Source organism: Vibrio comitans (assembly GCA_024346835.1).
GTDB lineage: Bacteria > Pseudomonadota > Gammaproteobacteria > Enterobacterales > Vibrionaceae > Vibrio > Vibrio comitans.
Map to the genome: position 1 here is coordinate 2,792,771 of AP024866.1, position 12,290 is coordinate 2,805,060.

General features: G+C 46.2%; 9 protein-coding genes. 4 read left to right on the top strand and 5 right to left on the bottom strand.

Features of this window, described 5'->3' with window-relative positions; genetic code table 11:
- Positions 1-15 precede the first annotated feature (15 nt).
- Both OCU46_RS12885 and OCU46_RS12890 read left to right on the top strand, forming a co-directional pair.
- Positions 16-744 (top strand): glutathione peroxidase, encoded by a 729-nt coding sequence (locus tag OCU46_RS12885; RefSeq protein WP_141271793.1) that lies wholly within the window; start codon positions 16-18, stop codon positions 742-744.
- A 144-nt stretch (positions 745-888) separates the two neighbouring features.
- A complete protein-coding gene (locus tag OCU46_RS12890; RefSeq protein WP_141271792.1) occupies positions 889-2,340 on the top strand; it encodes a dihydrolipoyl dehydrogenase in 1,452 nt (483 codons plus the stop codon).
- Between the two features lie 57 nt (positions 2,341-2,397).
- On the opposite strand, the gene OCU46_RS12895 is transcribed toward OCU46_RS12890, so the two are convergent.
- The 5 genes from OCU46_RS12895 to argC all read right to left on the bottom strand — a co-directional run bounded on the left by OCU46_RS12895 (position 2,398) and on the right by argC (position 8,120).
- Positions 2,398-2,745: a RidA family protein gene (locus tag OCU46_RS12895; RefSeq protein ID WP_141271791.1), complete on the bottom strand. Its 348-nt coding sequence runs from the start codon at positions 2,743-2,745 to the stop codon at positions 2,398-2,400.
- Positions 2,746-3,076: 331 nt separating this feature from the next.
- Complete coding sequence (argH, locus tag OCU46_RS12900) at positions 3,077-4,951, bottom strand: argininosuccinate lyase (RefSeq protein ID WP_141271790.1); 1,875 nt, start codon at positions 4,949-4,951, stop codon at positions 3,077-3,079.
- 53 nt (positions 4,952-5,004) lie between these two features.
- The gene (locus OCU46_RS12905) at positions 5,005-6,219 is read right to left on the bottom strand and encodes an argininosuccinate synthase (RefSeq protein ID WP_141271789.1); all 1,215 of its coding nucleotides are present in this window, start codon (positions 6,217-6,219) and stop codon (positions 5,005-5,007) included.
- A 77-nt stretch (positions 6,220-6,296) separates the two neighbouring features.
- Positions 6,297-7,079, bottom strand: coding sequence for an acetylglutamate kinase (argB, locus tag OCU46_RS12910; RefSeq protein ID WP_141271788.1), 783 nt, complete (start codon positions 7,077-7,079; stop codon positions 6,297-6,299).
- Positions 7,080-7,100: 21 nt separating this feature from the next.
- Positions 7,101-8,120 (bottom strand): N-acetyl-gamma-glutamyl-phosphate reductase, encoded by a 1,020-nt coding sequence (gene argC, locus OCU46_RS12915; protein WP_141271787.1) that lies wholly within the window; start codon positions 8,118-8,120, stop codon positions 7,101-7,103.
- Positions 8,121-8,251: 131 nt separating this feature from the next.
- Here argC and argE point away from each other — a divergent pair, with 131 nt between their 5' ends.
- Both argE and ppc read left to right on the top strand, forming a co-directional pair.
- Positions 8,252-9,415 (top strand): acetylornithine deacetylase, encoded by a 1,164-nt coding sequence (argE, locus tag OCU46_RS12920; RefSeq protein WP_141271786.1) that lies wholly within the window; start codon positions 8,252-8,254, stop codon positions 9,413-9,415.
- A gap of 180 nt (positions 9,416-9,595) precedes the next feature.
- Positions 9,596-12,226: a phosphoenolpyruvate carboxylase gene (ppc, locus tag OCU46_RS12925; RefSeq protein ID WP_141271785.1), complete on the top strand. Its 2,631-nt coding sequence runs from the start codon at positions 9,596-9,598 to the stop codon at positions 12,224-12,226.
- Positions 12,227-12,290 lie beyond the last annotated feature (64 nt).

A 12,290-nucleotide genomic window follows, 5' to 3' on the forward strand; every position in this document is an offset into this window, starting at 1 on the left:
TAAAAGGACAACACAATGTTTGCATCTAAAGAAGGTCAGCCTGTACCACAAGTCACATTCCCAATTCGCGTTGGTGACGCATTCACTCAAGTAACCACTGACGACATCTTTAAAGATAAAACCGTTATTGTATTCAGCCTACCAGGGGCTTTTACTCCAACATGTTCATCTAGCCATCTACCTCGTTTCAACGAGTTGTTCCCTGTATTCAAAGAGCACGGCGTTGATGAAATTGTCTGTGTATCAGTGAACGATACGTTCGTTATGAACGCTTGGAAAGAAAACCAAGAGGCGGAAAACATTCGCTTCATCCCAGACGGTAACGGTGACTTTACTGATGGTATGGGTCTGCTAGTTGATAAGAAAGAGCTAGGCTTCGGCAAACGCTCATGGCGCTACAGCATGCTGGTTAAAAACGGCGTTGTAGACAAAATGTTCATTGAGCCAAACGAACCAGGTGACCCGTTCAAAGTTTCTGATGCAGATACTATGCTTAACTACATTGCCCCTGAATACAAAGTTCAAGAGTCAATCACAGTATTCTCCAAGCCAGGTTGCCCTTTCTGTGTAAAAGCGAAACAAAATCTGATCGACAAGGGTCTTCAGTACGAAGAGATCGTATTGGGTAAAGATGCAACTACCGTATCACTACGAGCAATCACTGGTCGCTCTACAGTGCCACAAGTCTTCATCGGTGGTAAGCACATCGGTGGTAGCGAAGAGTTAGAAACATACCTAGCGTAAGCAACTGCTAAGTAAGTGCAATTTAATATACGGCCCGCAAACGGCGGGCCTAGTTGATATACCCAAGTGAAATCGAGCAAAGTTTGCCTAACTATGAGTGAACACTTGGTTATATGAGCTTATAGCGAATATTAGGGGGGTTCCATGAAGTCATTAAACGTCGACGTAGCGGTAATTGGTGGTGGTACAGCAGGCCTTGGGGCTTACCGTGCGGCTAAAGCTCACACAGACTCGGTCGTAATGATCGAAGGTGGCCCTTACGGTACAACCTGCGCACGAGTAGGCTGTATGCCCTCTAAACTACTGATTGCAGCTGCTGAGAGCATGCATCAGATTGAGAAAGCGCCACAATTTGGCGTGCACCCGCAAGGCGATATCCGTATTGATGGCAAGCAGGTAATGCAGCGCATCAAAAGCGAACGCGACCGCTTTGTTGGGTTTGTACTTGAGAGTGTAGATGAGATACCTGCAGAAGATAAAATTCGCGGTTACGCACAATTTATTGATAACTCAACGCTCGTTGTAGATGGCCACACTCAAATCAATGCCCAGCGCATTGTCATTGCAACTGGTTCAAGACCCGCTTATCCAGCAGTATGGAATGAACTAGGCGACAGATTAGTCATCAATGATGATGTCTTTGATTGGGATGACCTACCTCAATCAGTGGCTGTATTTGGCCCAGGTGTGATCGGCCTAGAACTAGGCCAAGCTCTGCACCGCTTAGGCGTTAAAGTGAAGGTATTTGGTGTGGGTGGACAAGTTGGCCCATTAACCGACCCAGAAGTAATGGCATACGCAGGCAAGAGCTTTCAAGAAGAGTTCTATCTGGATGCAGATGTAAAAGTAGAGAGAATGGTTCGTAATGAAGACAAAGTTGAGATCGACTTCATCAACCGCTCGGGTGAAACAGAACGCTTTGAAGTGGATTTCGTTTTGGCTGCTACTGGCCGTCGTCCGAATGTTGATAGTCTAGGGTTAGAAAATACACCAATTGAGTTGGATGCCAAGGGCGTGCCTACTGCTGACCCATACACAATGCAGACCTCGATAGAGAACATTTTTATTTCTGGTGATGCAAGTAACCAGATCCCACTGCTTCACGAAGCTGCCGATCAAGGCCGTATCGCAGGTGATAACGCAGGACGCTACCCGGATATTAGAGCTGGCCTGCGTCGCTCCACTATATCGGCGGTTTTCACGGATCCACAGATTGCCATGGTAGGAGAATCATTTCGTCAAATCTCACAGCGTTTAGGAACCTGTGGCTGCTTTGAAACTGGAACCGTATCCTTTGAAGGCCAAGGTCGTTCTCGCGTTATGCTCCGCAACAAGGGCATCTTAAATGTCTATGGTGAGCAAGGTACTGGGCGTTTCCTGGGAGCTGAGATGATGGGACCAAATGCAGAGCACTTAGCACATCTACTTGCTTGGGCGCATCAGAACAAGATGACCATTTCACAAATGCTGGACATGCCTTTCTATCACCCTGTAATTGAGGAAGGTGTTCGTACCGCACTTAGAGGCCTAAACGCTAAGTTGCATCTAGGCCCAGAGATGATTAAACACTGCCTAGACTGTGGTCCAGGCTGTTAATCACTCTTCCCTTTAAGCTCTTCTAGCCTGTGGCATTCAACAAGTGTCGCAGGTTTTTTACTTTTCAGCGGCAATCACCGAAATTTCCACCAGCAAAGCCTCTCTTGCCATATCCGCAGTGACACAAGCTCTCGCCGGTGCATGGCCTTCAGGTACCCACGCATCCCAAACTGCATTCATTTCTTGAAAATACTGCATATCTTTCACGTAGATGGTTGCTGAAAGCATGTTTTCTTTATCACTTCCAGCCTCAAGCAATAACTCCTCAACCTTGTCCAACATAGTTTGAGTTTGTTCGGTAATGCCCTTGGTAGCATCGGCGCACACCTGACCACACAGATAAATTGTACCGTTATGTTTTACAATGCGGCTCATACGTTGCTTGGTTTGTTGACGTTCGATCATGACCTGTCCTTCTGTTTAAAGCGAAAGGAGCATTGTAGAGAAATATCAAGGTAAAGGGATAGGCATTTGATGCCAAAAGTTCGGAATTTGAGTAATACCAATCACAGTGAGTAAGTAGTCAGAAATAGCGCAGTAAAAACGCTGGATAACAAGCTAGGATGGGCAGTTATTTACTACGATAGGTATAATGAGGTGAGCAGAAAACAAAAGGCCCCTGAACGATCATTGTTCAAGGGCCGTCTTAGAATCTGTCTAAGAAAAGCAGTGGTACAGTAATAGACCCTGCCTTTCTAAATGAGTTCCTTTTTAATTGGATTTTTTCACTTAAATCCTAAGCTACGTTCACCTTAACAATCACTTGCTCATTAAGGTTGAACTCTAGAGCCACTTCATCACAAGCGTGCTGGCGAGGACATTGCTCACAATCTTTTAGTACCTTCTCAGGCAATAGCATCTTCGAGGTCGGAATAAAGCTGTGCTTCATAAAGAACTCAGGAGTACGAGTCAGTACAAAGACCTTCTTAATGGCCATTTGACGTGCACGATCCACAAGGTGCTGTACGATTGCAGTACCCTGCCCTTGACCTTGCCAGCCAGCTTCTACGCCAAGAGAGCGAATCTCAGCTAGCCCTGAGTCATAGACATACAGTGAGGCACACCCGGTGACTTCACCATGATGCTCTGCTACTGCAAAGGAGCCGATATCACGAATCAGTTCACTACGATTACGAGGCAAGTTCTCACCAAGGCCAGCCCAATAAGCCACCATACCTTCTAGGGTATCGATATCCGTTAAGCGAGCCGCACGCACTTTCACGCCAGAGGTATCTCTTTGCTCTAAACGTTGTTGTGCTTGGTCTACCGCGTAGGCTACTTGTTTCGGACTCACGCCACCAAGAGCGGAGCGCTTTTCAAGACAAGAATCAATGGTCAAAATATCGTAAACGTCATTCTCAATGACGTCTGAGAACAGTTTCAACTCTTCAAGAGTAAGCTCTTCGAGCGCACACCCCTTAGAAATAGCAGCAACTACCGCCACACCTACAATATGATGCGCTTCACGGAACGGAATACCTTTCGCAACTAGATAATCAGCAAGCTCAGTTGAGTTTGCATAGCCTTGTTTAGCCGCCTCTAGAGTACGCTCACCATTAACCTTGATCCCTTCAAAGCACAGTGCAGCCATTTCCATGCAATCATTCCAAGTATCCAAGGCGTCAAATAGCCCTTCCTTGTCTTCTTGCATGTCTTTGTTGTACGCCAGTGGTAGAGCTTTAACCGTCATCATCATGCCAGCCAAAGAGCCATAAACACGACCACACTTACCACGAATAAGCTCAAGCGCATCAGGGTTCTTCTTCTGAGGCATCAGCGATGAACCAGAGGTCACTGTATCGGCTAATTCAATAAAGTTGGACTCACCTGAGTTGTAGAAGATCATATCTTCAGCTAGACGAGACAGGTGCAGCATAGAGAGTGATGCGATAGACATTAGCTCCATCACATGATCACGGTCTGATACTGAATCTAGACTGTTACGAGTGGCACGACGAAAGCCAAGAGAATGCGCTAACTGCTCTCTATCCATTGGGTAAGCGGTACCCGCAAGAGCACCAGAGCCCAAAGGACAAGTATCAAGACGTTTGATTGCATCACTTAATCTTGAGTAATCACGTTCAAGCATCTCAACATAGGCGAGACACCAATGAGCAAATGTCACTGGCTGTGCACGTTGTAAGTGAGTGTAGCCAGGTAAAACAGTACCTTGGTGTTGCTCTGCCACTGAAACCATCTTGGTTTGCAGTTTATCTAAAGCAATCAGTAGTTGATTGCCCTGCTGGCGGCACCAGAGTTTTAAATCTGTTGCTACCTGATCATTACGAGAACGACCGGTATGCAATTTTTTACCGAGATCGCCGACCTTACCAATAAGCTGCTGTTCTACCCAAGAGTGGATATCTTCGGCGTCAGAATGAAGGATCTGCTCTGGATCCTCCATCACTTCAAGCTTCAACTCATTGAGTGCTAGTTCGAGCTTCTGCTGTTCTTCTTCGGTCAGGACATCAACAGAATGCAGAGCCTTAGACCAAGCGATCGAACCTACAATGTCTTGCTCAGCCAATCGGTAATCAAAGCGAAGTGAATCGTTGAACTGTTTAAACCGAGTGTCTGCTGCTTGGGTAAATCTACCGCCCCATAATGCCATTGTTTTCTCCTGAAATTCCTTGGTCTAGTGCTTACTGTATTCTATTTTTGACGCTATTTCTTAAGTTCGTTTAGAGCGCGGATTCTGCTTGAAAGCGAGTACAGACGGATAAAGCCTTCCGCATGACTTTGGTCGTACACTTCATCTTCGCCAAATGTAGCAAACTCTTCCGAGTAAAGGCTATTGTCAGAGCGTTTCTGAACGACAGTTGCGTGTCCTTTGTACAATTTGATAACCACTTCACCGTTAACGTCTTGAGCTAGCTCATCTGAAGCAGCAAGAATTGAACGACATAGCGGAGTAAACCAACGGCCATCGTACACTAGGTGAGAAGCTTTCACGCCCAACTCTTCACGGAATTCAAAGGCTGTTTTATCAAGAACCAATTGCTCTACCGCACGCAATGCTTCCATGATGATAGTGCCACCCGGAGTTTCGTAGCAGCCACGAGACTTCATGCCTACAAGACGGTTTTCTACGATATCGATACGACCAACACCGTGCTTTGCACCCTTCTCATTCAGGTAAACAAGCGCGTTGTATGGCGTCATTTTCTCGCCATCAATCTCAGTTACTTCGCCTTTCTCAACCTTAACGGTCACCGTCTCTGATTCGTTTGGTGCTTGTTCTGGATCTACTGTCCATGCCCAGCAATCTTCGTTTGGTGCATTCCACGTATCTTCTAACACGCCACCTTCTGTTGAGATGTGCCATGCGTTTGCATCGCGAGAATAAATCTTCGTCAGTGATGCAGAACAAGGGATATTACGCTCAGCTAGGTAATCTAGACACTCTTCACGACTTACTAGATCCCACTCACGCCAAGGGGCAATCACATGCAGATCAGGTGCTAGAGCAGCAAACGCGCCTTCAAAACGCACTTGGTCATTACCCTTACCAGTACAACCATGACACAGTGCGTCAGCGCCAACTTTACGCGCCACTTCAACTTGCGCCTTAGCAATGATAGGACGAGCCATCGACGTACCTAGCAGGTACTTACCTTCGTAACACGCGCCTGTTTTAAGAGTTGGGTAGATGTAATCTGCAACCATTTCTTCTTTAAGATCAGCAATGTAGCAAGAAGATGCGCCAGATGCTTTCGCTTTCTCTTCAATGCCTTGTAGCTCTTCTTCGCCCTGACCTACGTCAGCAACAAATGCAACGACTTCACAGTCGTAGTTTTCTTTAAGCCAAGGAATGATCACTGATGTGTCCAAACCACCTGAATAGGCAACGACAACCTTATTTACGCTTACTTTGCTCATAATAAATTCTCCGATAAGTAGGAAGGTTGTTATTGCAACATTCCTAGTAATTTCCGTTCACTAAATGTAAATGCCTGTTATTCAGGCTGAAAAAGGGTGCCAACGTTTTGCCCTGCAAACAGTTGGTCTAATTTTTCTGGGTATCGCCACGAGGCTACTTGAATAGGTCGGCCCAAATCGCTTGCAGCTTGCAATGCGGCTTGAACCTTAACGATCATTCCATCGGTGATGACTTTCCCTTGAATCAATGCATCAGCTTGCTCTTCATTGAGACTCTCTAGCAGATGACCTTTGCCATCGAGTACTCCACTCACATCCGAAAGCAGAGCCAGCTCGGCATCCAGAGCACCGGCCACAGCAACTGCGGCTTGGTCGGCATTAACGTTCATCATTTGACCGTTACTTGTTAAACCAATAGAGCTGATGATTGGCAGTGTATTCGTCGCCAAAATAGCTTGCAATAGGCTTGAGTTTCCTGGGACTGCTTTACCCACAGCGCCAAGCTCAGGGTCAAGTTGCTCAACCTGACACAATTCACCATCTGCCAAGCACAAACCAACGGTTTTTAGGCCGGCCTTAATAGCCTCGCCTTGCAACATTTTGTTGGCGGTACCGGCTAATGCACCAGTAATAAGAGGGATCTGCTCAACAGGAGTGACGCGCAATCCATCTTTCTTGGTAGAGGTTAATTGCAGGCTGTTTAGCAACTCATCCACTAAATAACCGCCACCGTGTACGATCACAATTGAACGCTGAGATTGCTGCGATGCTTGCTCAATGGCCTTAAATAATTTCGATAGTGTTTCACTGCACTCTAGCGCAGCTCCACCCAATTTAATCACTAATGGTAATGTGCTCATAGCTAGTTCCTTTGCCACTACTTAAAACAACGCCGTTGTTTCTGGGAATTGGTTGCGAATGTTCAAACACTGCATCGCTTGAGAAGATGCACCCTTTAATAGGTTGTCGATAGCAGACACCACGATTAAGTGAGATCCTTTGACGCTCCAGCCGATATCGCAAAACGGAGTATGCTCTACATCCTGAATCTTTGGCATGACTTGGTGCTTTAGTCTGACCAACTGTGCATCGCCATAGGCCCCTTCAAATGCTTGCTCAACCTGCTCAGCCGATACACCCTCGGCCAATTTGATGGTGATGGTCGCTAAGATGCCACGCTTAAAGTTACCCAGGTGTGGAGTAAAAATAACATCCTGACCTAAATGACTCGCAATCTCTGGTTGGTGGCGATGAGTAAATACACCATACGCTTGCAAGCTTACTTCACAGAAGCTGTTCGTTTGGCTCGCCTTGATACCGGCACCTGATACACCACTGACTGCATTAATGACAGGCCACTGATGAGTGTCTAGCAATCCAGCTTCTAGCACCGGCTTGATAGCAAGCTGAGAAGCGGTTGGATAACAACCCGCCACCGCAACAAGATCGGTTTTAGCAATTTGCTGCTTATTCCACTCTGCTAGGCCATACACTGCGTTATCAAGTTCGGTTAAGTGCTGGTGTTCAAAACCATAATATTCTGGGTAGAAGCCCTCGGCCTGAACTCTATATGCACCTGACAAATCAAATACCTGGCACCCTTTGGCTAAAAACAATGGCGCTAGGTCATGACTCACTTGGTGAGCCGTGGCAAGGAAAACGATATCAACCGATTGAGCCACCGCTGCTACATCTTCTAGAGGCAACAATGGCATATCGATCTTGCCCAACAATTTGCCATGTAACTGACTAATAGGCTTATTTGCATCTAGGCTGTTGGCTGACACGTACAAACCTGATAGCGTGAGGCTAGGATGTTTAAACACCATATTTGCGAGTTCAGCGCCTGTATAGCCGCTAGCTCCGATAATCGCTACTTTTAGTTGTTTTTCGTTACTCATCAACCGACTCTGCATTTTTGATTATAAATGTAATAAAAATTAGCTATTTTGCTTTTTTATTCATTTTTTGTGACTTAGTATGTGTTTTAACCTTTCGTTAGTTATCTGTCAATAGTGGATACGAAGATAATATGCCAATACCTAAATTTGTTGATATTTACCAAGGCTTGATAAGCACCTCTTCCATTAGTTCAACCGACCTAAAATGGGATGAAGGTAACGCTCAAGTTATCGCTAAACTAGCCACCTGGTTTGAGGACCTAGGCTTTACCGTCACCACGGAAGAAGTAGAACCAGGCAAAATAAACCTTATGGCTCAATTGGGTAGCGGTGAGGGCGGGCTTCTTCTGGCAGGACATACCGATACTGTACCCTTTGATGAAGGGCGTTGGAATTATGACCCACATCAACTGACGTTAGCGGACAATCGCTACTACGGTCTAGGCACTGCTGATATGAAAGGCTTCTTTGCTTTCATTCTCGATGCGGTAAAACAGATGAAAGCCAATGGTACTGATTGGAGTACGCAAACCAAGCCTCTGTACATCCTTGCAACCTGTGATGAAGAGACCACCATGCTTGGGGCAAGGCATTTCACCAAAGAAGCGCCATTTAAGCCTGACTACTGCATCATTGGCGAACCCACTAGCTTGGTACCTGTGCGAGGTCACAAAGGCCATATTGCCAACTCTATTCGTATCACAGGTAAATCAGGCCACTCCTCTGATCCAGCCTTAGGCATTAATGCGATTGAGATTATGCATGAGGTGATGTATTCGCTAATGCAGTTGAAGCAGAGATTGGTAAAAGACTACCATCACCCTGGCTTTGCCATTCCTAGCCCTACACTTAATCTTGGGCACATTCATGGCGGTGACAGTGCTAACCGTATTTGTGGTTGCTGTGAGCTGCATTATGACCTTAGACCACTGCCTGGGTTAAGCCTTGAGAGCCTAGATCAGCTTCTGCAAGAATACCTACAGCCTGTTATGCAAAAGTGGCCTGGTCGCTTAGACATCACACCTCTGCATGAAGCAATACCAGGCTATGAGTGTCAGGCAGATCATCATTTCGTTCATGAAATGCAGGGCATTTGCGAAACAGAATCACAAACTGTTAACTATTGTACTGAGGCACCGTTTTTACAGGAACTGTGCCCAACACTTGTTATGGGACCGGGCTCTATCGACCAAGCCCATCAACCGGATGAGTATCTAAGCTTAGATTTCATTGACCCGACGATTGCAATACTCAAAAAATCCATAAATCAGTACTGCTTTTCAGACAAACAGTAATAATTTGTGAAATAAAATTTCAACACTAAGTTTACAAAAACCAGCAGTTATGATTGAAATCAATTTCAACGCTGGTTTTTCAAACAATTTTGTTCAAAGTTTGACTCTTGCCCCTTTTCTTGGATAGATTGGATCCCAACTCAAGGAACGGTATGTAATTTATTTACGAGGCTCAATGTAATGAACAAGAAATATTCTGCACTCACAAGTAACGTTAAGATGCTTGGTAATCTACTTGGCAGAACCATCAAAGATGCCCACGGAGAGGACATTCTCAACAAAGTTGAGACCCTTCGTAAACTGTCCAAATCAGCTCGCAGCGGCAACCAAGAAGACCGACAAGCTCTAATCAATGAGATTGAAAACCTACCGGACGATCAATTCATTCCAGTAGCTCGTGCATTCAATCAGTTTTTGAATCTGACCAACATCGCCGATCAGTACCACACTATTTCTCGTCATTGCGAAGAGCAGGTTTGCGAACCCGATGTCATTCAAACCCTTTTCAGCAAGCTACATTCTCAAGACATCTCAAAAGCTGAAGCGTCAGAGGCAATCAACAACCTCAACATCGAATTGGTATTAACCGCTCACCCAACAGAAGTCACTCGCCGCACCATGATCAACAAGCTTCTTAAGATAAACGACTGTTTATCTAAATTAGAGCTTAGCGATATTGGCCAATCAGAACGCATTAAGACAGAACGCCGCCTAGAACAGCTTATTGCTCAAAGCTGGCACTCTGACGTTATTCGCCAGCAGCGCCCTACACCTCTTGATGAGGCTAAATGGGGCTTTGCGGTAGTAGAAAATTCTCTATGGGAAGCCATTCCAGACTTCTTACGTGAGCTAGATGATCGTGTTTCTACGCACCTAGATGAGCGTCTACCTATAGATGCTCGCCCAGTGCACTTTTCATCATGGATGGGCGGTGACCGAGACGGCAACCCATTTGTCACTCACAACATCACTCAAGAAGTATTGTGGTTATCCCGCTGGAAAGCGGCTGACCTTTATCATGCGGACATTGAAGAGCTGATCACTGAGCTTTCAATGACGAAATGCAATGATGCTGTACGCAGTCTTGCAGGTGACAGCCATGAACCGTACCGTGCAATCCTTAAAGAGCTTCGTACTCTTCTAAGTAACACTCAGCAGGTTATCGACGCTAAAGTGTTAGGTTCAACTGTTCCTAACCTACCGATACTAGAAAGCGCAGATCAGCTTTGGGATCCTCTACACACTATCTACACCTCTTTGCACGAGTGTGGCATGGGTGTAATCGCAGAAGGTTCTCTGCTTGATACTCTACGTCGTATTAAGTGTTTCGGTGTACATCTAGTTCGCCTGGATATTCGTCAAGAAAGTACTCGCCATTCGGATGCACTATCCGAAGTGACTCGTTTCCTTGGCCTAGGTGACTACGATCAATGGAGTGAGCAAGACAAGGTTGCATTCTTAGTTAAAGAGCTAAGCTCGAACCGCCCTCTTATTCCACACAACTGGGAGCCATCAGCAGAAGTTAAAGAGGTCATTGATACCTGTAAGACCATTGCTGAACACCCAATTGAAGCCTTTGGCGCGTATGTTATCTCAATGGCACGCACGGCTTCAGATGTGTTAGCCGTTCACCTATTGCTTCGTGAGGCAGGCTGTAAGTTCCGCCTAGGCGTTTGTCCTTTGTTTGAAACACTGGATGACTTGAACAACTCCGAAGCCGTCATGCAGCAACTATTTAATATCGACTGGTACCGTGGATTTATCCAAGGTGAGCAGATGGTAATGATCGGTTACTCTGATTCAGCGAAAGATGCGGGCGTTATGTCTGCGGGTTGGGCTCAGTATGATGCCATGGACAAGTTGGTTAAGGTATGTGAAGCACAAAATATCGACCTAACTCTATTCCACGGTCGTGGCGGTACTATTGGTCGTGGCGGTGCTCCAGCGCACGCTGCACTGCTTTCTCAGCCACCAAAGAGCCTACAAGGCGGTCTGCGTGTAACTGAGCAAGGCGAGATGATTCGCTTTAAATTGGGGCTTCCTCAGGTCGCGGTAAACAGCCTAAACCTATACGCCAGTGCGATTCTAGAAGCGAACCTTCTTCCACCACCAGAGCCTAAGAAAGATTGGCGCGACCTAATGGAAGTGCTGTCACAGGTGTCTTGTGAAGCTTATCGTGGCGTTGTCCGTGGTGAACCTGACTTTGTCCCATACTTCCGCGCAGCGACGCCAGAGCTTGAACTAGGCAAACTGCCTCTAGGTTCTCGTCCTTCGAAGCGTAACCCTAATGGTGGCGTTGAGAGCTTGCGTGCAATTCCATGGATCTTCTCATGGAGCCAAAACCGCCTCGTTCTTCCAGCGTGGTTAGGTGCAGGTGAAGCTATCCAGTACTCTATCGATGAGGGTCACCTTGAGCTTCTAGAAGAGATGTGTCGTGAGTGGCCATTCTTCTCTACCCGCTTAGGTATGCTAGAAATGGTGTACTACAAGTGCAGCATGGATATCTCCAAGCTTTATGATGAAAAGCTAACTGATCCTTCTCTATGGCGCCTAGGTGAGAGCCTACGTACACAACTGCAAAAAGACATCCAAGCCGTGCTGAAGGTTGAGAACAACGAAAACCTAATGCAAAGCGACCCGTGGGGTCTTGAGTCAATTCGTCTACGTAACATTTACGTTGATCCATTGAACATGCTGCAAGTGGAGCTTCTTAAGCGCACAAGGAAAACGGAAGAAAACAATCCTGATCTTGAAGAAGCGCTGATGATCACAATCGCGGGTATTGCCGCAGGTATGCGTAACACAGGCTAATAGCTGAACCGCACATTGTGATAGATATCTAAGCCCTAGCTCTTTTGAGCTGGGGCTTTTTTTC